Source organism: Pseudomonas sp. UMAB-08, assembly GCF_900095225.1.
Classification (GTDB): domain Bacteria; phylum Pseudomonadota; class Gammaproteobacteria; order Pseudomonadales; family Pseudomonadaceae; genus Aquipseudomonas.
On the sequence record NZ_LT607415.1, the window covers coordinates 319798 to 340786 of the forward strand.

Below are 20989 nucleotides of genomic sequence, written 5' to 3' on the forward strand. Positions count from 1 at the left end.
GTCCATGACTTATAAGTCTGGTCGAACCAGTTGTTTTTTCTAGGTGATTGCTGATTTTTTTAAAAACACTTATTTTTCAATAGCTTGAAATTATTGTTGAGCATTCTTGGTTGAGTATTTATAGCTGGTCATACCAGTGGAGGTTGCATGGCTAGCACTGCTTCGACGCGCGCACCGCAGGTCGCCGATGTTGTGTGTGAGCGCATCGAGCGTTTGATCGTCGATGGCGTGTTGAAAACCGGACAGATTTTGCCGTCCGAACGGCGCCTCACGGAAAAACTCGGCGTGTCCCGCACCGCCTTGCGTGAGGGCCTGAAACTGTTGCGGGCCAGAGGCATCATCGAGACCGAACAGGGCAAGGGCTCGTTCGTCGCTCAACTGTCGAGCCACACCGCCACGTCGCCCTTGATGCACCTGTTCGGCTCGCAGCCGCGTACCCTTTACGACTTGTTCGAAGTGCGCAGCCTGCTGGAAGGGGAGTCCGCGCGGTTGGCAGCCTTGCGCGGTACCGATGCCGACTTTGTGCTGATCACCCGCAGCTATGAAGCGTTGATCGCCGCCCACGACCAACCGCTCGACGCCTCAGGTCATGCGCGACTGGACCATGCCTTCCACCTGGCGATCTGCGAGGCGTCGCACAATCCGGTGCTGGTGCAAACCCTGCGTTCGTTGACCGATCTGCTGCTCAATACTGTGTTTGCCTCGGTCAACAACCTGTATCACCGCGAACCGCAAAAACGCCAGATCGACCGGCAACACGCGCGCCTGTACAACGCCGTCACCGGCCGCTTGCCGGAACAGGCGCGCAAGGCCGCCATTGCCCATATCCAGAGCATTTGCGAGAACCTCAAGGAAATCGAAAACGAAGAGCAGCGTCTGGTGCGCTCCACGTTGCGGCTTGAGGGTTGGGCATGAGCGACTTGACATCGAAGGGTATCTGCCGCAATTTACGCATTGCGTAACGCAATTACGAATATAACAAGCAGACACGTCTCCGATGGCTATCATTAACGGAGAACGTGCGATGAAACAGGCAGGCCCCCGTGGATCTATTTACGTACTACCGCTCAACCTCAAGTTACCGGGTGCGTATCGTGCTGGCCTTCAAGGGGCTGGCGTTCAATGCGATCCCGGTGAATCTGATTCGCGACGGTGGCGAGCAGCGCAAGCCTGAATACAAGGCCATCGATCCACAGGGCAGGGTGCCTGCATTGCGGGTGGAAACGGGCGAGATAATCATCCAGTCGTCGGCAATCATCGAGTACCTGGAAGAGCGCTATCCACAGCCGCCTCTGTTACCCGTGGATCTGATCGAGCGAGCGCAGCAGCGGGCTGTCGCGGCGCTGATCGGTTGCGACATCCATCCGCTGCACAACGTGTCGGTGCTGAACCGGTTGCGGGGTCTAAAGTGTGAAGAGGCTGACGTTGCCGCCTGGATCGGTCACTGGATTACTGAAGGCTTCAGCGCAGTCGAGGCGCTGATCGGTGAGCAGGGGTTCTGTTTCGGCGAGCCAGGACTGGCGGACGCTTACCTGTTGCCGCAAATCTATGCGGCCCGTCGTTTCAATGTCGATCTGACCCCGTATCCAAAAATTTGCCGGGTCGAACACCTGGCGCTGCAACATCCGGCTTTCCAATGCGCGCATCCCGATGCGCAACCCGACAAGCCAGAGTGATCCATTCAACATGAAAATACTGGGCTTACAACTGATCTTTGGAGACTTCCTCGCCCGCAGTGTGCGAGGGATTTCCTGTGCTCCTCCCGCTGGAGAGTGATGTTCGCTGCGTGCTTCCCACTCTCTATTTGCAAGGAGCCAGACCATGGCTGATCTCTACGAAAATCCGATGGGCCTGATGGGCTTTGAATTCATCGAATTCGCCTCGCCGACCCCGAACGTCCTTGAACCCGTGTTCCAGATCATGGGTTTCACCAAAGTTGCCAATCACCGCTCCAAGAACGTGTCGCTCTATCGTCAGGGTGAGATCAATCTCATCCTCAACTGCGAGCCCCACAGCGTCGCCTCCTACTTCGCGGCTGAGCACGGCCCGTCGGTGTGCGGTATGGCGTTTCGGGTCAAGGATGCGCAAAAAGCCTACAACCGTGCGCTGGAGCTGGGCGCGCAACCGGTTGAAATCGCCACTGGCCCGATGGAGCTGCGTCTGCCGGCAATCAAGGGCATTGGCGGTGCGCCGCTGTACCTGATCGACCGGTTTGGTGAGGGCACGTCGATCTATGACATCGACTTCAATTTCATCGAAGGCGTGGAGCGTCATCCGGTGGGGGCGGGCCTGAAGTTCATCGACCACTTGACCCACAACGTCTATCGCGGTCGCATGGCGTATTGGGCGAACTTCTACGAGAAGCTGTTCAACTTTCGAGAAATTCGCTATTTCGACATCAAGGGCGAATACACCGGCCTGACCTCCAAAGCCATGACCGCTCCGGACGGCATGATCCGCATCCCGCTGAACGAGGAGTCGTCCAAAGGCGCGGGCCAGATCGAAGAGTTTTTGATGAAGTTCAACGGCGAAGGTATTCAACACGTCGCGTTCTTCACCGATGACTTGATCAAGACCTGGGATGCCTTGAAAGCCCTCGGCATGCGCTTCATGACCGCGCCGCCGGAGACGTATTACGAGATGCTCGAAGGACGCCTGCCGAACCACGGCGAGCCGCTGAATGAACTGCAAACCCGGGGCATCCTGCTGGATGGCTCATCGGATGGCGGCGAGCGTCGGCTGTTGCTGCAGATATTCTCGGAAACCCTGATGGGGCCGGTGTTCTTCGAGTTCATCCAGCGCAAGGGCGATGATGGTTTCGGCGAAGGCAACTTCAAGGCGCTGTTCGAATCCATCGAGCGCGATCAGGTGCGACGCGGTGTGTTGAAGGCCGAGTAAGGCACCGTTAATCGCGTTCCCCTGTCGGCGCGGGCTTGCCCGCGACCGGCTGACTGCCCCCCATCCGGTCGCTGATGGCCTGAGCTGTTTTCAGCAGTTGTCTGGCCGCCGAATCCTGTACCTCTGCGGTAAACACCGACGCCGAGCCGACTACGGTCAGCACGCCTGCCAGTTTATTGCCCACAGCGAAGATCGGTGACGACACGGCATTTACGCCGGCCATCAACAGGCCGTGAATCTGATGCACGCCGGTGCTGCGAATCTGTTTGATGTGCAGGTCGACTTCTTTCAGTTGTCGCGCATTCAGCCGTGTGGACTCGGATTCGCGTAGTTCAGCGGTTTCATTGGCGGCAAGAAAGGTATTAAACACCAGCCCGGTGGACGAGCCGAGCAACGGCAACACTGAGCCAATCTGCGTCACCAGCGTCACCGCGCCGATGGATTGCTCGACATACACCACGGTGGGGCCTTTGTTGCCCCATACCGCGAGGAAGCAGGTTTCGTTGAGTTCATCACGCAACGCGACCAGATGCGGCGCCGCGATTTTCAAGACGTCCAGTTGCCCCAACGCGGCCAGTCCGACCTGCAATGCTTCGCGTCCCAGACCATAGTGATTGGTGGTGACGTCCTGTTCGGCGAAACCTCCGGCCACCAGCGCTTGCAAGTAACGATGGACCTTGCTCGCGGGCATGCCCACGTGTTCGGCGAGCTTTGACAGCGAGGTAGACGGCGCGAGCTCGGCCAGCGCCTTGAGAACGCCAAGCCCGACCTCGGCCGCTTGAACTTTTTGCTGCCGTCCACTTGCTGGGCTTTCGATTTCCGCTGTCATGAAGAGGTGCGCGCCGGTCTGAGAAGGCTGCTTTATAGCTTGACCTCACCACAAACTCAAATTACGTTATGCGTAATCTAATTACGCTTGACTGAGTCCTCGTCGCAAGCGTTGTCGACGCCACCTCACACCCACATAACAAGAGGTCGAGATGCACACAGCCCACTCTCCTGAAACCCTGACCTATCAACGTGGCTTCGGCAATGAGTTCAGCAGTGAAGCACTGCCCGGCGCATTGCCGGTCGGACAGAATTCCCCGCAAAAACACACGCATGGCCTGTACACCGAGCTGCTATCGGGCACGGCCTTTACCGTGCCGCGCGCAGAAGCCCGACGTACCTGGTTGTACCGGATCAAACCCTCGGCCACCCATCCTCGCTACGAGCGACTGGCGCGGCAGATCGTGGGGTTAGAATCCGGGCCAGTCACCCCCAATCGCCTGCGCTGGAATGCCTTCGATATCCCGACGCAACGTACCGACTTCATCGACGGCTTGATCAGCCTTGCCAGCACGGCGGCAGCGGATCAGGCCGAAGGCGTCAGTGTTTATGTCTACTGTGCCAATGCGTCAATGGACCGGGCTTTTTTCAATGCCGACGGCGAGTGGCTGATCGTGCCGCAGTCAGGTCGCTTGCGGATCGTCAGCGAACTGGGTCTGCTGGACATCGAGCCACAGGAAATAGCGGTAGTGCCGCGCGGGCTCAAATTCAGCATCCAGCTGCTTGACGCTACAGCACGCGGTTATGTCTGCGAAAACCATGGCTGCGCCTTACGCCTGCCGGAACTGGGGCCGATTGGCAGCAATGGGCTGGCCAATGCCCGTGACTTCCTGGCGCCGGTCGCACAGTTCGAAGACAGGGATGAGCCGGTCGCACTGGTGCAGAAATTCCTCGGTGAACTGTGGGCCACACAGCTCGACCATTCGCCGTTCGACGTGGTTGCCTGGCATGGCAACAACGTGCCGTATAAATACGATCTACGTCGTTTCAACACCATTGGCTCCGTGAGTTTTGATCACCCGGACCCCTCAATTTTCACTGTGCTGACCGCGCCTGGCACTGTGCCTGGCCAGGCCAACGTCGATTTTGTGATTTTCCCGCCGCGGTGGATGGTGGCTGAAAAAACCTTTCGGCCGCCCTGGTTTCACCGCAACCTGATGAACGAATTTATGGGGCTGATCGACGGTACCTACGATGCCAAGGCTGAAGGCTTTGCCCCTGGCGGTGCGTCCCTGCATAACTGCATGAGCGCCCACGGCCCGGACAACACCACGGCAGAAAAGGCTATCGCCGACGACCTCAAACCGCACAAGATCGACAACACCATGGCGTTCATGTTCGAGACGGGCAAAGTGCTGCGCCCCAGCCGCCATGCCCTCGACTGCCCGCAACTGCAAACGGATTACGATGCCTGCTGGTCAGGCATGGCCAAACATTTCGATTCGGGAACCCCGCAATGACCACTTCATCGAATCCCCTTAGCTGGGTGACGTCCGCCAACGGCCACTCCGATTTCCCCCTGCAAAACTTGCCGCTCGGTATCTTCAGCCATTCAGGTCTGAGCAAGCGCGGTGGTGTTGCCATCGGCGAGATGATTTTCGACCTGCGTGCTGCGCTGGATGTCGGTTTTTTCAACGGCGCGGCGCGTGATGCTGCTGAAGCCGCAAGCCGTGATCAGCTCAATGATTTCTTTGCTCTGGGCGCACCAGCCCGCCAAGCCCTGCGCAACGAACTGCTGCACCTGCTGGACGAAAACAGCCCGCAGCTGTCGCGTTTGCGGCCATTGGCCGACACCGTGCTGCACCCGATGTCCGAGTGCCAGATGCACGTGCCCGCGCGTATCGGTGACTACACCGATTTTTACGTCGGCATTCATCATGCGCTGAACGTGGGCAAGCTATTCCGCCCGGACAATCCGTTGCTGCCTAACTACAAATACGTGCCTATCGGTTATCACGGTCGCGCCTCGACCATCTGCATCTCGGACACTCCCGTCAAACGTCCCAATGGCCAGACCTTGGCCCCGGGCGCGACCGTTCCTGAGTTCGGCCCAAGCAAACGCCTGGATTATGAGCTGGAGATGGGCGTATGGATCGGCCCGGGCAATGCGATTGGCGAGGCGATTGCCATCGGCGAGGCGGCCGAGCATATCGCCGGCTTCTGTCTGCTCAATGACTGGTCGGCGCGGGACCTGCAAGCGTGGGAATACCAGCCACTGGGTCCGTTTCTGTCGAAGAGTTTTGCCACCAGCATTTCTGCCTGGGTGGTGACGGCTGAGGCGCTGGCGCCATTCCGTATCGCACAACCGGCCCGACCAGAGGGCGATCCGCAGCCGCTGGCGTATTTGTTCGATGCCGCTGATCAGCAGGGCGGGGCGCTGGATATCGAGCTTGAAGTGTTGCTGCTCACCGAACAGATGAAAGCGCAGGGCATCGCGCCGCATCGCCTGGCGCTGAGCAATACCCAAAACATGTACTGGACCGTTGCACAAATGGTCGCGCATCACACGGTCAATGGTTGCAAACTTCAGCCGGGAGATTTGTTCGGCACCGGCACTTTGTCCGGTCCGTTGGCAGGGCAGTTCGGCAGCCTGCTGGAAATCAGCGAAGGCGGAAAACAGGCCCTGACATTGCCTAGCGGCGAAAGCCGACGCTTCCTTGAGGATGGCGATGAAGTCATCTTTCGCGCGCGCTGCCACCGTCAGGGTTACGCCTCCATTGGTTTTGGCGAATGCCGGGGCACGTTGCTAGGGGCTTGATACAGCCCGTGCTTTTACGGGTTTTTGGCCGGGCAAGAAGAGTACGCGAGGCGCGCTGACCATCGCACCTCATTCTTGCCCGTGGCCTCTATCACAAGGCTGACTCAAGCCTCATATTCTCCATGGCGTGCTCTATCTGAACGCCTTTGGGTCGGCCGGCCTCCGAGCAAGCCTTCCTGGTCAAGAAGCATGGCGTCAATCTGCAGACCCTTATCGTCAATGCGGTACAGGCGCAGCTCATCCGAGTGTGCGCTGGCTCGGACCTTGACCACTGCCATAATGCGCAGCAAGCGGCTTTGGACTTCAATATAGCGCTGGACGATGATGGCGTCGGTCAGGAAGGCCGTGCCATACGGGCTGAAGCGCAGGTCGGTGTAACGGTCTTCAAGTTCGGAGGTCATCAACACGCTGACACCGACACTGGTCAGCGCCGTGACCATGCGTGACAGTGATTCGCGGAAGTCCTCACGGAAGGTCGGTGCCAGCGCCAGCTCGAAGCCCGACAGCGAATCAATGACCACACGGGTCGCCTTCAGACGTTTGATCTCGCCCAATAATAACTGGACGATTTCGTCGATGGACGTGTCTGGCGCGTGACTGTCTATCAGACCTACCTTATCGCTCTTGATAAGGCGTGCCAGCGTGGCGTTCTGCGAATGGTTGGGGCGCGGCTCGAACATCGCAATCACGCCGGTTTCGCCTGTGCGGGCACCTTCAGCCAGGAAGGATGCCGCCAGAATGCTTTTTCCGGAGCCGGACGGGCCGGCGACCAGCAAGGAATACCCTTGGGGAAGACCGCCACCGAGCATTTCGTCCAGTTGGGGGATGCCCATTTTCAAGCGGGGCGGCACGACATTTTTTGACAGATCATCCTGTTTCTTGACGTTGATGGCTGCCGGTGCGAAGACTTTGATGCCCGAGGTATCAATACGGAAAGTGTGCAGCCCGGGCAATGTTGGCTGGCCGCGCATCTTCATGATTTCCATCTTGCGCACCATGGAGTTGCGCTGCACGCTCTGCCGTAGCCAGATCAAGCCATCGGCCACGGTGAAAATCGGGTTGGTGTCGGTCTCGGTGAAGTATTCGCCAATCAGGAAGGTGGTCGCCTGCCATGTCGTCATCAACATGCCCAGTTGCTGAACGAACTGAGGCAGGTTGTTGTTCGGGTTGTCCTGGGTCTGGCTTGCCAGTACCACTGACCGGAAGGAGTCTACGAACACCAGCGCCGGACCGTGGGCTTCGACCTCGGCAACGATACGCCGCAGTACTTCATCCAGATTGCCTGCCAGCGTGTCATCGGCCAGGTTGATATAGCGGATGGAGTGGTTGATCGCTTCGCTGTCGAAAAAGTCGAATTGCTGTTGGTAACGCAGCATCTTTAGCGGTGGCTCGCCGAGTACCGTGAAGAAAATGGCCGGGCGCTCAGGCTTTGCCAGGTTGAACATTATCTGATGGGCAAGCGTGGTCTTGCCGCAACCGGGAGGACCTGCGATCAAGTTGAACGAAAACTCAGGTAATCCTCCGCCGAGCACCTCGTCAAGTCCAGGCACTCCGGTTGCCAAGCGGTTGATTGTCACTTTGGTGGTCATGGCGAGGTATCCTGCGCGGGAGCACCGCTCAAAGAATTTTCCCACACGGAACGAAGTAAGCGTTCGGTGAGCGAGGGCCCGACCAACGTGGTCAGTAGCTCGTAGAAGGTCTTCAATAGCTCTTCGCCGAAAAGACAGGCTTCGGTGCTGTTTTGCTTAACAAGCACGGATTTGAGTTCAGTCAGATCTATGGCGGTCCGCACGCGTTCATGCGTGCCAGCCAGGTGGGGATGAGTGGAAACACACAGGTAGAGACTGCGGCGATAGAGCGCTACAACCCCTTGATGGCCGATGATGGGGGTCAGGGCTGCGTCCATTTCTTGCAATGTCGCAACAATCGCTTCAGCGATATATGCGGGGTCGGTTTTGTTACCGACTCGGTGCGCCAGAGAAGCTACGATCTGACGGCTCTCTTTGCTGTCCGTGGACATGGCTCACTGATTCATTGTGCTGAGCCTGCGATACTACACTTTCCATAGTCGTCAGCCCACCATCAGGCCGGTATTTCGTACCCGCCCAGAAACAGGTCCAGTGCCGATTCGATCACCGACATCTGGGCGGCAGGGGCCAAAGCCGGAGCGCCCAGGGTGATCTGCGGCCAGAAAGCGAAAGCCTTGAGCAATGCATGAATCTGGGTGGCGGCAAAACTCGGGTCGATGGCCTTGAAACGACCGTCTGCCTGGGCGGCGCGAATCCAGGCGGTAAAGCTTTCTTCGCGCTCATTGAGGCGGGAGACCATGTTTTGCGCGCGCTCGGGGGAGTGGATCGTCGCCGCAATGGCCACTCGTGCCAGATCGAGAAAGTTGCTGTCAGCCAGCATCTGCATTTTCGACACAAGCAGTTCTTGAAGCTGATCGCGCAGCGGGCGCTCAGGGTGATAGGTCATGTCCAGCCGATCGGCGCTGCTGATCCATAACTGTTGGAGAATTTCGGAGAAAAGCTCCTCTTTGCTCGGGAAGTGGTTATACACCGTGCGTTTGGACACCTCCGCCAATGCGGCAATTTTGTCCATGCTGGTGACTTCGAACCCATTGGCGCGAAACTCGGCAATAGCCGCCTGAACAATGGCTTCACGTTTACGGTCGGTCAGGCGTAGAGGGGCTTTCATAGGTTCGCTTCAGACAGGCGGAGTGAAAATTTTTACACTCGGCAGTTTACTTGTCATCTGACATGTTGCAAGCTTGAAACTACACTGTGTAGTGTAGTTACTTCTGATCTTTATTCTCGCTGCCATCCTCATGCGTGTGGATGCAGGAACCTCCATCCGCCCCTTGGAGTCAGTTTGTCATGACCAAGCCACCACGAGATTCAGATGACGTTGCCCGATCACGGGCCTCTCGACTGCATGAGGGACGTTATCGCAACCACGCGCCGATGAACCGGATGGGCTTTCTCAAGACGTTGCGTATCTTTTGGAACGCCCTCGTTAACAAACCGGCGCATACCCGGCCCGTGGGCGCGATTCCGGTGCAGACCCTGTCGCGCCAGCAGTTGTTGGCAGCGCCCAATAACAGCGTTTTCCGTCTTGGGCATTCCACGGTGCTGCTCAAGTTGCGCAATCAGTTCTGGCTGACCGACCCGGTGTTCGCCGAGCGTGCTTCGCCAGTGCAATGGGCTGGGCCGCAACGTTTTCATCAGCCGCCTATCAGCCTTGAAGAGTTGCCGCCGCTCAAGGCGGTGATCCTTTCACACAATCATTACGACCACCTTGATCACATGACGATCAAAGCGCTGGCGCATAAAACCGAGCATTTTCTGGCGCCTGTCGGCGTGGGTGACACCCTTGTCAAGTGGGGCGTCCCGGCGCAAAAAGTGCGGCAACTGGACTGGTGGGAGTCCAGTGAAATTGAAGGCATGCGTTTTGTTGCCACGCCATCACAGCACTTTTCCGGTCGTACACTGCGTGATGGAAATCGTTCGTTGTGGGCATCGTGGGTGATGATCGACGACGATCAGCGGATATTTTTCAGTGGCGATACCGGTTACTTCGAGGGCTTCAAACACATCGGCGAGCAGTACGGGCCGTTTGACCTGACCTTGATGGAAACCGGTGCCTATAACGTCGACTGGCCGGACGTGCACATGCAACCCGAGCAAACCCTGCAGGCCCATATCGACCTGCGTGGTCGCTGGTTGTTGCCGATCCATAACGGCACGTTCGATCTGGCGATGCATGCCTGGCACGAACCCTTCGACCGGATTCTGGCCCTGGCCTGGGAAAAGAACATAGCCATCAGCACACCGCAAATGGGCCAGCCGTTCTACCTGCAATACCCCACTCGCGGGCATGCATGGTGGCTGGGCGTGGAGGGGGTGATCGAAACTTACAGCCCGGACGCTGCCGAACCTCAGGGCCACCGCCGACATGTTTGAGTCCTCAGGTGCCTGAGGACGCTACAGGGTGGAGGTCATCTCCACACTGAAATTCGATTATCGAATACCGCTACTGACCTCAGCGGCTCAAGCCGAGCCGCTCGTGCCATTGCTCAAGGGATTCTTCCGGGTAGCCGTCGAACTCCTTGTCGCCGGGCTGCACATTGACCTCGACCCAGGATGCTTTTGAGTCGAGCAATATGTGCGTATGTTCCGGTGGCACGGGTAGGGGGGTATCGATGGCCGAGGCGAACGGGTGAATCAGCGTTGGCCAGTCCGGGCTGAACAGCCACAACCCGCTGCCGCAGAGCTTGCAGAAATGCCGTTCGGCATTGCTGATATGCGTCTGATGGTCGTGCCTCATTCGTGCGTGATAGATGGCGATATGTTCGCGCCCGTTGACCTTAAGGCTGCGTGCGTCACCGCCAAGGTTGATCGAGTAACCGCCGCCGCCCTGAGTCTTGCGGCAGATTGAGCAGTAACAGCGCTGATAGGGATACGGATGAGCGCTGTTGAGGCTGAACTCGACCGCGCCGCAATGGCAGGAACCTTCCAGATGCATGGCAAAACCCTCCTTGAGCCAACGTTGACGGGGTGCCACTTTTTCTGCACACCTAACGTCTAGACAAGCAGATTGAGGCTTTTGCGTGATGGCGTTCGTCGGGTGAGGCGTTTCTAGCGGCGAATGCGCCGACAGGAAATGTCGGGATTCTTCCTGACGCCGACTAAAGATGCCGCAGTAGCAGTCGATAGATCTAGCAGTCGTACGATGACTTACCTCGTATGCGTCCTGCCCCTAATAAAAAGAGCCTACGGTCATGAACCTACGCAATTTGACCATCGCCCGCCGAGCGGGCCTTGGTTTCGCTTTGATTTCCCTGCTGGTTGCATTGCTTGGCTGGTTCGCTTTGGTACAAATGTCGACGATTCGCCAGAGTGAGGTGGCGGTCGAAAGCAAGTGGATGCCCAGCATGCGCGTGGTCAACGATATTCGTGAACTGATGCTGCGTATCCGGACTATTTCCCTGCGCATGGCCCTGGACCCGGACTCCAGGAACATCAGCCAATACCGCAGCCAGATGGACGTGCGTCATCAGGACCTGACGAAAAAACTCGAGACCTTCGCCGGGTTCATCAATACCCCGGAAGAGCGGGCGCTGAACGATCAGTTCAAGGTATCGCTGGCCGACTATCAAAAAGGCATCGCGCAGTCTTTTACCCTGGCTGAACAAAACAATCGAGACGCCTTGGTCAAACTGCTGCTGGTGGACATGAAGCAGATCGTCGACGGCTCCGGTAAGCAGCTCGCAGATCTGGGTGATTTTTATGCCCTGCATGTGGATCAGGAGGGAGTGACCGCCGAGGCGCAATACAACCACTCGCGCACTATCGTCCTGATTTTTGTGGTCGTTGCGGCATTGGGCACCATCATGTTGGCGCTATTGCTGACCAAAAGTATCGTCGGGCCTCTGGAGGAAGCAGTGGAGGCCGCCGAGCATGTGGCCAAGGGTGATTTGACCCAAAACATCCGCATCGTCGGCAAGGACGAAGTGACGCGCTTGCTCCAGGCGCTGGCGCTGATGCAAGGTAATTTGCGCACGACCCTGCGCCAGATCGGTAGCTCGGCAACGCAACTGGCGTCGGCAGCCACTGAGCTCAATACGGTGACGGAAAACAGCAACCGCGGCCTGCAACAGCAGAATGCCGAGATCGAACAAGCCGCCACGGCAGTCAATGAAATGACCTCGGCCGTGGAAGAGGTGGCACGCAATGCTGTGTCGACGTCCGAAGCGTCCACCCACTCCAATGATTCAGCCAAGGCGGGGCAGGCAAGGGTGGTCGACACCGTTGAAGCGATCCAGTCACTGTCGACGAACGTGCAGGCTACCTCGACGTTGGTGCAGAATCTGGCCGACCAGTCTCAAGACATCGGCAAGGTGCTTGACGTGATCCGCTCGATTGCCGAGCAGACCAACTTGCTGGCCTTGAACGCCGCCATCGAAGCCGCACGCGCTGGTGAGTCCGGTCGTGGTTTTGCGGTGGTCGCCGATGAAGTGCGGGCACTGGCTCACCGCACTCAACAGTCGACGCTGGAAATCGACAAAATGGTCTCAGCCATGCGCAGCGGTTCTGCGCAAGCGCTGGAGTCGATGCACACTAGCCGTGATCGCGCCAGTTCGACCCTGCAACTGGCTCGGGGCGCCGGCGAGTCGCTGGCCGACATCACCGAGTCGATCAACCAGATTTCCCAACGCAACATGGTCATCGCGAGTGCTGCTGAAGAGCAGGCGCAGGTTGCCCGCGAAGTTGATCGCAACATCGTCAACATCCGCGACCTGTCCCTGCAATCGGCCACGGGGGCCCATCAGATCAGCACGTCCAGCCATGAGCTTTCGCGTTTGGCCGCAGAGTTGAGTGAGGTGGTGACGCGGTTCCGGGTCTGAGACGTCGGCTGATGGTATGTGACGTTGCGTGACATACCGGCCCTTGCCCAGGCCAACGTCGGCAAGCATGATCTGGCCTTTAGATCCTGCTCATCGACAGAGGTAAAACAACAAATGGATGAGGGCAAGCGCGGATTCAGCAGTTGGTTGCAGGCACCGGGGCATACGGCCTGGCTGACGATGGAAGGCAATAGGTTGCTGGCTTTTGCCAAGGCGGCGCAGGTGCCACAAGGCTTCGGCAATCTGAATGACCGGGGATGTCTACCTGATAATGCCCGGGCCGAAACCATGAACACGGCACGGATGACCCACAGCTTTGCCCTTGCCCATATTCGCGGTATTCCCGGCTTTGCCGCGCTGGTCGATCACGGAATTGCGGCGCTGAGCGGTCCGTTGCGCGATGCCGAGCAGGGCGGCTGGTTCACGACACCTTTGTGCGCGGGAGCCAAAACCGGCAAAGCGGCTTACCTGCACGCGTTCGTCGCGCTGGCGGCCAGCTCGGCGGTGGTGGCGGGGCGTCCCGGTGCGGACGAATTGCTGGCCGAGGCTATAGGCGTGTTGGAAACCCGGTTCTGGAGCGTTGAAGAAGGCGCGATACGCGAGTCCTTCGCCCGAGACTGGAGCGATGAAGAAGCCTATCGCGGCGCCAACAGCAACATGCACGGCACTGAGGCGTTTCTGGCGTTGGCCGATGTCACCGGCGACAGCAAGTGGCTGGACCGCGCGTTAAGTATCGTCGAGCGGGTGATTCATAACCATGCCGCCGCCAATGACTTTCAGGTGGTTGAGCATTTCAGCCTGCACTGGCAACCGCTCCCCGATTACAACCAGGACAACCCTGCGGACGGTTTTCGGCCCTTCGGCACCACGCCAGGGCATGCGTTCGAATGGTCGCGTTTGTTGCTGCACCTTGAGGCCGCACGTCAGCGTGCAAAGCTGCCGACGCCACCCTGGTTGCTGGAGGACGCCAAGCGTCTGTTCGCCGGTGCCTGTCGCCATGGTTGGGACGTCGATGGCGCACCCGGCATCGTCTACACCCTGGACTGGGAAAATCGTCCGGTGGTGCGTCATCGCCTGCACTGGACCCACGCGGAAGCCTGCGCATCGGCTGCGGCACTGCTGCGGCGCACAGGGGAAAAACAGTACGAAGACTGGTATCGACGTTTTTGGGAGTTCAACGAAACGTTCTTCATCGACCGCGAACATGGCAGCTGGCGCCATGAACTGAACCCGCACAACCAACCCAGTGCGGATATCTGGCCAGGTAAACCGGACCTTTACCATGCCTATCAGGCAACCTTGCTACCAGTATTGGCTTTAGCGCCAAGTCTGGCTACCGCCCTTGCACGATTGGGTTGAAGGCCCTAGCGCAGTCTGATCCAGGTCGGCGCAAGAGATTCAACTCAGGGTCGACGCCTCAGGCGATTTTCGCTGTCAATCTGATGATCTGTCGGGCGAAAAAGCTCCCCGTGGCGATCACGCCAAACAGGCGCAAGGTCTGCATCGCGAGTACGAAGCCGACATCCGAGTGAGTATCGACGGCAATGATCGACATGGCGTCCAGGCCGCCGGGGCTGGTGGCGAGATACACCGACAGAAAGTCCTTGTCCATCAGCTCGGCGATCAACCAGGCGGACAGCGAGCACAGGAAGATCACCAATAGCGAGCCGCAGATCATGGCTGGCAGACGCTGCCATACATAGCGAATCGTCGCGCGGTCGAAGCGCAGGCCGATGTAGCAACCAATGGCGCCGTAGGCAAGTGCCAGCAGCCAGGGCGGCAGGGTAATCTGTAACAGCCCGCTCAGTTGCAGGGCGCCACCGATCAATAGCGGCAGCAGCAACGCGCCGGCGGGGATCCGCGTGCTCAGCACCACACCGACCACGATCGCCGCAACGCTCAGGATGATATTAAGTACATTCGAACCCTGCAGTGCCACGGCGCTGCTCTGAATCTCGTGACCGCCGCTTTCCACGCCGAGCAGGCCGCTGACCAGTGCGCCGACCATCACCACGCACACCACGCGCACGTATTGCATGGTCGCGACCACCCGCGAATCCGCGCCATAGTCTTCGGACAGGGTAACCATTGCCGAGGCAGCACCTGGCGCGGTGCCCCATGCTGCGGTACTGCCTTCTATGCCAGCAAAGCGCACTAGCCCAATTCCGACCACCGCGCTTAGCAGGACGGTCAATGCCGTGGCGAACAGCATCACATGCCATGACTGAGCGACAGTGGTCAGTACTGAAATCGTCATGGCGTGCGCCACCAGCATTCCCACACAACCCTGACTCAGGCGAAAGGCTTGCCTGTGCAGACGGATCGACGCGCCGGATACGCCAAACAGAATTGCCGTCAGCATCGGCCCAAGAAACAATGCAGCGGGGATTTCACAGAACTTGAGCAATTGACCGAAGGCGCCTGCCAGCAGAGCCAAACCGAGCCATTGGACGAGTGGGGGTAGCGTATGCAGCGATAGAGCGGAAGCGCGTGACACAGACGTTCTCCAAGGCGCTGGCTTTCCTCATGGACTATTTGCCAACGCAACGAGGAGTAGTATCGACAGTGCAATCGATCAAGTCTATTTTCTAATAGTCTTGAATCGATAACTTTAGTTGATCAATAGGGATCTTCGCGATCTCACTTATTACTCAGGCATGGGCAGACCACGCTATTAATTCGGGATGCAGGGAGGGAGGCGGACTCGATGAATGTTGACCCACACGCAGCGGAACACATGTCAGTGCAAACAACGGCACCTCTGTTTTTTACCGAAACGGAACCTCATTTCGGCGGTGATCAATCGCCGTTGAATGATTCCGACGCCGATGACGACAGCGACCCGGAAGGTGACCTCGACCTCGAAGAGTTGGGGCTGGAAGAGTTCATTGATGCGGAAAAACTCGACTCGACCATCAGCGGGGATGTGGGGTCGTCTACCTTGAGTTGAGGGGTATCAGGCAATCCGGGTTGTCCCCGACACAGATTGCCTTTAGGTCACGGCTGTTTATGGCCCACCAGATACTGCGCCAGACCTGCCGTAGCCTCTTCTGCTGTCTCACTGGCGCCGGCCCATGTACACGCCAGCATCAAGTTGCGCGGCAGGCCGAAGTCTTCCACCACAAAGCCCTGGGCATCGACCCCCTGAGCATCATGGGCCACCAGCGCGCGCAGTGAGTCGACCGGATCGAAGTAAGCCCACACCGGTTTGCCCAGTCCCACCGCCATGCCGACTTCGAAGGCGGTACCCGAGTCCGGCTCCAGGCCGCGAAATACGTTCAGGTTGGCAAGTATCGCCGTGCAGCGCTGGATCATCTCGATATTCATCGAGCAGATCAGGCGCGCGGTTGCCTCCGGAGTCAGACCGGGGGTGACCTCATTGTCAAACGGATACAGCCCTTGCATGCCGTGGGCGGCACACAGCGCCTTGAGGTAACGGCCATGCTCGATGGCGTCCGGCCTGAAGACATCGAAGCCGGCCAGATAGATGAGTGGCGTTGTGTTCTGGTTCATGTCGGTACCTTGAGATCGTACGTAGGGCAATTCTATCGTCAGTTGCGGTGGTCGCACGTCACCTCTGTACACCGCTGATCAGTCGAACGCAGTGGGTGTAAATGCAATGCTGGAATCTGTATGGATAACCAGTATCCTGACGACTTCCAAAAAAACGTTGCGTGAACCTCAAACCGTGAACACCTCGCCCCTCGAAAATCCGTTTTATTACCTGGAAAACTTCCATCAGGTGCTGGAGTGGATCGCCCAGCGTTATGACGATCTGCTCGATGAGCAGGAACGGCAATTTATCGTCGATTTTGCCGGTTTACCGAAAACGGCTCAGGGTTTGCTGGTGCGGATGGTCATGCGCAAGGGCACATTGTTTCGGGCAAGCAAGTTGAGCTATTCGGAACTTGGCGCGGTGCGGGACGCGGTCATGCCGTTGCTTGAGAATGGCTGGGTTGATCAGCACCCGGCCATCAGTCTGGAGGCGTTATTCGCGTTGCTGCGCAAGGCAGAGTTGACTGTCTGTTTCCAGGCCCATGCGATAAAAAACGCAGAGAAAAAGACCGACCTGTTGACGCGACTGCAGCCGCACTACGAACAGCCGCAAACGCTGGAGCAGTGGTTTGTCGGGTGTGAAGACGTGATCTTCGGCCTCACTGTCATGCCCATCTGTGACCGATTGCGGTTGCTGTATTTTGGCAACCTGAGTCAGGAGTGGTCTGAGTTTGTGCTGGCTGACCTGGGTATCTATCGCTACGAAAAGGTCGAGTTTTCTCTGGATTCCCGAGGCCTCACCGCGCGGGCGGACATCGATACTTGCCTGCACTTGCATGCCTGCCGTCAAGGGCTTGAGGAGGGCAATGACCTGCCGGACCTGGCCCGGCAGATCATCGCCATCGGCACCGATAATGCCTGGCTGCGGATGCGCCGGGCCAAACTGTTGTTCCGGATCGGCCAGCAGGCGGAGCGCATTCAGGATTGGCCGCTGGCGTTGAGTGTGTATCAGCGATGTGACTACCCTGGGGCGCGTTCACGGCAGCTTCGGGTGCTGGAACTCAGTGCCGATTATGAGCACGCCATGGCCTTGCTCGAACAGGCACAAGCGGCGCCTGAAAGTGACGCCGAAGCGCAGCATCTATTGCGGATCCTCCCGCGTTTGCAGCGCAAGCTGGGTTTGCCGGTCGAGCGTCAGCGGCGTACGCGAGCCTTGAGTCGACTCGACGTGGTGGTGACGCCCTCGGCGGATACCTCTGTTGAGCGCTTGATCCAGGTGCATCTGGGCGATCAGGCAGGGCCGGTGCATTACGTCGAGAACGCGCTGATCAATTCCTTGTTTGGCTTGCTGTGCTGGCCGGCGATTTTTGCGCCGCTGCCGGGCGCGTTTTTTCATCCGTTTCAGAGTGCTCCCAGCGATCTCTACAGCCCGGATTTCTATCAGCGCCGGGCCGAGTTGTTCAGCGAGTGCCTGGAACAGCTGGATTCGGACGCCTACAAGACCACCATTCGCCAGCATTTCAAAACCAAGCACGGGCTGCAATCGCCTTTCGTGTTTTGGGGCAGCCTGTCAGAAGAGCTGCTGGCACACGCGCTGCATTGTTTGCCCGCGGATCACCTGCGGCATTGGTTTCGGCGTCTGCTACTGGACATCAAGGCCAATCGCACGGGTATGCCGGACCTGATCCAGTTTTACCCGGACGAGCAGCGCTATCGGATGATCGAAGTCAAAGGGCCGGGCGACCGTTTGCAGGACAACCAACTGCGCTGGCTGGATTTCTGTGCCGAGCATGGGATGCCCGTGGTGGTGTGTTATGTGCAGTGGGCACCGGTGGTCAGTTCGGTGCTGGCCGACTGAGTCACTGGGTGTTTTGGCTAAACGCCAAAGACTGCGCCAGCGGTGACGGGCGTTTCTTGCTGCATGTTGCTCATGAACGATTCCAGGCGTGAGCGCAGCCAGCGTTCGGCCGGGTCGGTGTCATTGATGCTCAGCCAAACCATCGACAGGTCGAGGGTCGGCGTCATGAAGGGCAGGGGCTCATCGAACAGCAGGCTGGAGGCGGCCGACATAGCCGTTGCCGTGTAGTCGGGCAAGTTTGCCAGCAAGTCGGTCCCCGCCATCAGTGCGGGCAAGGTGCTGTATTGCGGAATCGCCAGTACCACGTGGCGCTTGCGGCCAATCGCCTTGAGCCATTCGTCAGCAAAACCGCTGACATTGGCGATGTGGGAGACCACGACGTGCGGACGTGAGCAGTACTCATCCAGGGTCAGCGGGGTCGATGATGCATCGGCGCGCAGCACCCTTGGCTTGGTTTGCCTGAGCAGCTTGCGCTTGGCATTGGCCGGCAGCTCACGGGTCTGGCTGACGCCGATGGTGATCTCTCCCGAGGCCAGCATGTCCGGGATGCGCCAGGAGTCCACATGCTTGATCACGCACACGATCTGTGGCGCTTCCTGGCGCAAGGCGCGTAACAAGGGCGGCAGCAGGCCAAACTCGACATCGTCGGACAGGCCTATGCGGAAAGTCATGGTGCTGACTGCGGGATCGAAGTCGTGGCTCAGGCTCAGCGCCACTGACATGGCGTCCAGCGCAGGCGACAGGTGCAGGATGATTTCCTCGGCCCGTGCGGTCGGTTCCATGCGATGGCCGATCCGGATAAACAACGGGTCGCTGAACAATATTCGCAAGCGGTTAAGTGCAGCGCTGATCGTCGGCTGCCCGAGAAAAAGTTTTTGCGCGGCCCGCGTCACATTGCGCTCTTGCATCAGGGTTTCGAAGACCACCATCAAGTTGATGTCAGCCTTGCGCAATTCATTGCGGTTCATCAGTTGCTGCCCCCAGATCTACACCCATCGCGCGATCGCAGGCGACAGTTTAGGAAACTGCATCGCCCCCCGTCTACAGCGGGCTTGAGCGGCTTGGGCTCGCGCTCGAGTCCATTGGTTGTAGATGAGTCCTCCGAACAGGGAAAAGTCCCACTGATCTTCTCTGCTGAGTCCGACAGACTCCCTGCACACTTTCATTCAGGCTTCGCGTCCTCAAAACCTGAATGGAGGAGTCCTGATATGGGCCCGAGCAAGCTCAGTCGCGGCCCATGCTGCGAAATCAATAAATTGATCGTACAGGTCACCGGCAACAACCATCCGCCCAGTCAGCGCTTGGCGTTTTATGACCAAGCCGGAAAATGCCTGGACACCCTGACAGCCGAAGACAAGCCTGAAACGCTGAAAAAGCCCTACTTTGTGGACAGCGCCCTGCACGTCTGGAACTGGAAAAATCACTACACCCACCGCCTGTGGCTGGAAATCGACACGGTCGACGACAGTCCCATTCGCCTGCTCTTGCCCGAGGTCGCCATCACCCTGCGCCAGTTCGACGCGCAGTGGAACCAGATCGTGCCAGTAGTGCCCTTCGTTGCCTTGCCCGGCGCCAACAGTGCCCACGATCACGGCACTCCAGTGTTGTGTCGCGCAGGGTTCATCTACGTATTCCTCGGCGACCGGCTGTGGCGCGAGCTGGAAGTGCGGGTCTCAGACGAACACACCACTTACCACGACATCGACCTGAACCGTTATCGCATGGGCGACGAGATTGAGGAGGGTCCTCGACTGGCCACCGGGCAGGCGCTGGAAGACATCTGGCTGCCGTCCAGCTGGAACGATCAACAGGTGTCGCCGCAGCTCTGTTTCAGCGAGGTTCAGCTCAGCGGGCCGCGTTTGCGACGTCTTGAGCAAGACCCGGCGTTGCGCGCCCAACGCTGCCAGAGCCCGGACTTGCGCAGCTCGCAAGATAAGTTCAAGCGCGTGTTCCGCGATAAACCGGACGGCGTGGCAATGCTCGAAGCGTTCAGCGCATTCGACGCCTATGACGCGGCCAACCAGTCTGCGNGGCGCATGTCGCGAGGCTCAACCTCAGCTCGCACGCCTTCCCGGTCAGCCTGGTCGCCCCGCAACGCGCCCGCCAACCCGGTTACGAATGGCTGCTCGACCAACCGGGCCGCTACTTGTGCGACCTGAGCGGGCAGTTCCCGGTCATTGCCTTGAGCGCAGCGCGCCAGCATGTGGTCCGCTGTGAAAAAGGCGAAGTGGCCTATCAACCCACCTCCGTGGAAACCGGCGCCTGGGCCCATTGGCTGGAACAGGTGTGCGATCCCGAAACCCAGATCGCCGATGAGTTCTGGCAAGCGCAGCCAGCGGTGGCTGATGTGCTGTTAAGTGCACGAAAACGCGAACTGTACGGCGTGCTGCTGCACGACGCGCACTATCGTCTGCGTCACGTACAGACGCGGATTCACGACCAGCAACACCTGCTGCACCTGTGCGCCCAGCGCGCCGGCCATTACGCCCATCACGCCAGCGCGCTGCTGGTGCAACAACTGATCGTGCCGCAGACCTTGGGTGGGCAGAAAAATCCACTGCACCAGGGTATGGAGAAACTCAAAGATCAGGGTCGGATCGACATCAACCGCTTCACCGCCACCGGCGAACGAGCGCAACTCTGGCGCCAGCTCGACATGAGTCAGGCGCTGTTGAGCGACACCCTACAGCAACCGGAAACCGAGCAAACCCTGGCCGATCACCTGAGCCTCGACGGCTTCGACTAC

The 20989-nt window shown here is 58.6% G+C and carries 18 protein-coding genes and 2 pseudogenes; 12 read left to right on the forward strand and 8 right to left on the reverse strand.

Annotation, left to right across the window (positions count from 1 at the left end; genetic code table 11):
- Positions 1–147 precede the first annotated feature (147 nt).
- From glcC to hppD, 3 genes are all read left to right on the forward strand, one after another.
- Positions 148–915 carry a transcriptional regulator GlcC gene (glcC, locus tag K0F75_RS04570; protein WP_219060659.1) on the forward strand — a complete coding sequence of 256 codons (768 nt, stop codon included), beginning with the start codon at positions 148–150 and terminating at the stop codon, positions 913–915.
- Positions 916–1043: 128 nt separating this feature from the next.
- A complete protein-coding gene (maiA, locus tag K0F75_RS04575) occupies positions 1044–1676 on the forward strand; it encodes a maleylacetoacetate isomerase (RefSeq protein WP_219060660.1) in 633 nt (210 codons plus the stop codon).
- A gap of 145 nt (positions 1677–1821) precedes the next feature.
- The gene (hppD, locus tag K0F75_RS04580) at positions 1822–2898 is read left to right on the forward strand and encodes a 4-hydroxyphenylpyruvate dioxygenase (RefSeq protein WP_219060661.1); all 1077 of its coding nucleotides are present in this window, start codon (positions 1822–1824) and stop codon (positions 2896–2898) included.
- Positions 2899–2905: 7 nt separating this feature from the next.
- On the opposite strand, the gene K0F75_RS04585 is transcribed toward hppD, so the two are convergent.
- Positions 2906–3727 carry an IclR family transcriptional regulator gene (locus K0F75_RS04585; RefSeq protein WP_219060662.1) on the reverse strand — a complete coding sequence of 274 codons (822 nt, stop codon included), beginning with the start codon at positions 3725–3727 and terminating at the stop codon, positions 2906–2908.
- A gap of 151 nt (positions 3728–3878) precedes the next feature.
- On the opposite strand from K0F75_RS04585, the gene hmgA reads away from it, so the two are divergent.
- Both hmgA and fahA read left to right on the forward strand, forming a co-directional pair.
- Positions 3879–5186 (forward strand): homogentisate 1,2-dioxygenase, encoded by a 1308-nt coding sequence (hmgA, locus tag K0F75_RS04590; protein ID WP_219060663.1) that lies wholly within the window; start codon positions 3879–3881, stop codon positions 5184–5186.
- Complete coding sequence (fahA, locus tag K0F75_RS04595) at positions 5183–6484, forward strand: fumarylacetoacetase (protein WP_219060664.1); 1302 nt, start codon at positions 5183–5185, stop codon at positions 6482–6484. The genes hmgA and fahA overlap by 4 nt, the downstream gene beginning before the upstream one ends.
- A 104-nt stretch (positions 6485–6588) precedes the next feature.
- Here the strand turns inward: fahA and K0F75_RS04600 are convergent, their stop codons facing one another.
- The 3 genes from K0F75_RS04600 to K0F75_RS04610 form a co-directional block, all read right to left on the reverse strand.
- On the reverse strand, positions 6589–8073 hold the full coding sequence (locus tag K0F75_RS04600) for an ATPase domain-containing protein (protein ID WP_219060665.1): 1485 nt from the start codon (positions 8071–8073) through the stop codon (positions 6589–6591).
- Positions 8070–8504 (reverse strand): hypothetical protein, encoded by a 435-nt coding sequence (locus K0F75_RS04605; RefSeq protein WP_257604258.1) that lies wholly within the window; start codon positions 8502–8504, stop codon positions 8070–8072. The genes K0F75_RS04600 and K0F75_RS04605 overlap by 4 nt, the downstream gene beginning before the upstream one ends.
- Positions 8505–8566: 62 nt before the next feature.
- Complete coding sequence (locus K0F75_RS04610) at positions 8567–9181, reverse strand: TetR/AcrR family transcriptional regulator (protein WP_219060666.1); 615 nt, start codon at positions 9179–9181, stop codon at positions 8567–8569.
- A 179-nt stretch (positions 9182–9360) separates the two neighbouring features.
- On the opposite strand from K0F75_RS04610, the gene K0F75_RS04615 reads away from it, so the two are divergent.
- Positions 9361–10446, forward strand: a complete 1086-nt coding sequence (locus K0F75_RS04615) for an MBL fold metallo-hydrolase (RefSeq protein WP_219060667.1) — start codon at positions 9361–9363, stop codon at positions 10444–10446.
- Between the two features lie 79 nt (positions 10447–10525).
- Here the strand turns inward: K0F75_RS04615 and K0F75_RS04620 are convergent, their stop codons facing one another.
- Positions 10526–11008 carry a GFA family protein gene (locus tag K0F75_RS04620; RefSeq protein WP_219060668.1) on the reverse strand — a complete coding sequence of 161 codons (483 nt, stop codon included), beginning with the start codon at positions 11006–11008 and terminating at the stop codon, positions 10526–10528.
- 256 nt (positions 11009–11264) lie between these two features.
- Between K0F75_RS04620 and K0F75_RS26160 the strand changes: the two are divergent.
- The 3 genes and pseudogenes from K0F75_RS26160 to K0F75_RS04630 all read left to right on the forward strand — a co-directional run.
- Positions 11265–12032: pseudogene (locus K0F75_RS26160) on the forward strand (MCP four helix bundle domain-containing protein); the annotation flags it as partial.
- On the forward strand, positions 12027–12890 hold the full coding sequence (locus tag K0F75_RS26165) for a methyl-accepting chemotaxis protein (protein WP_374028601.1): 864 nt from the start codon (positions 12027–12029) through the stop codon (positions 12888–12890). The pseudogene K0F75_RS26160 and the gene K0F75_RS26165, both read left to right, overlap by 6 nt.
- A gap of 114 nt (positions 12891–13004) precedes the next feature.
- Positions 13005–14249 carry an AGE family epimerase/isomerase gene (locus K0F75_RS04630; RefSeq protein ID WP_219060854.1) on the forward strand — a complete coding sequence of 415 codons (1245 nt, stop codon included), beginning with the start codon at positions 13005–13007 and terminating at the stop codon, positions 14247–14249.
- A gap of 58 nt (positions 14250–14307) precedes the next feature.
- Here the strand turns inward: K0F75_RS04630 and K0F75_RS04635 are convergent, their stop codons facing one another.
- A complete protein-coding gene (locus K0F75_RS04635; RefSeq protein WP_219060670.1) occupies positions 14308–15387 on the reverse strand; it encodes an AbrB family transcriptional regulator in 1080 nt (359 codons plus the stop codon).
- Positions 15388–15597: 210 nt separating this feature from the next.
- Here K0F75_RS04635 and K0F75_RS04640 point away from each other — a divergent pair, with 210 nt between their 5' ends.
- The gene (locus K0F75_RS04640; protein WP_219060671.1) at positions 15598–15840 is read left to right on the forward strand and encodes a hypothetical protein; all 243 of its coding nucleotides are present in this window, start codon (positions 15598–15600) and stop codon (positions 15838–15840) included.
- 47 nt (positions 15841–15887) lie between these two features.
- On the opposite strand, the gene K0F75_RS04645 is transcribed toward K0F75_RS04640, so the two are convergent.
- The gene (locus K0F75_RS04645) at positions 15888–16403 is read right to left on the reverse strand and encodes a nucleoside 2-deoxyribosyltransferase (RefSeq protein ID WP_219060672.1); all 516 of its coding nucleotides are present in this window, start codon (positions 16401–16403) and stop codon (positions 15888–15890) included.
- Positions 16404–16578: 175 nt separating this feature from the next.
- Between K0F75_RS04645 and K0F75_RS04650 the strand changes: the two genes are divergently transcribed.
- Positions 16579–18243, forward strand: coding sequence for a VRR-NUC domain-containing protein (locus K0F75_RS04650; RefSeq protein ID WP_257604259.1), 1665 nt, complete (start codon positions 16579–16581; stop codon positions 18241–18243).
- 17 nt (positions 18244–18260) lie between these two features.
- On the opposite strand, the gene K0F75_RS04655 is transcribed toward K0F75_RS04650, so the two are convergent.
- Entirely contained in the window at positions 18261–19211 is a 951-nt protein-coding gene (locus K0F75_RS04655; protein WP_219060674.1) for a LysR family transcriptional regulator, read from the reverse strand.
- Between the two features lie 1178 nt (positions 19212–20389).
- Here K0F75_RS04655 and K0F75_RS04660 point away from each other — a divergent pair.
- Positions 20390–20989, forward strand: a pseudogene (locus K0F75_RS04660) (hypothetical protein); the annotation flags it as partial.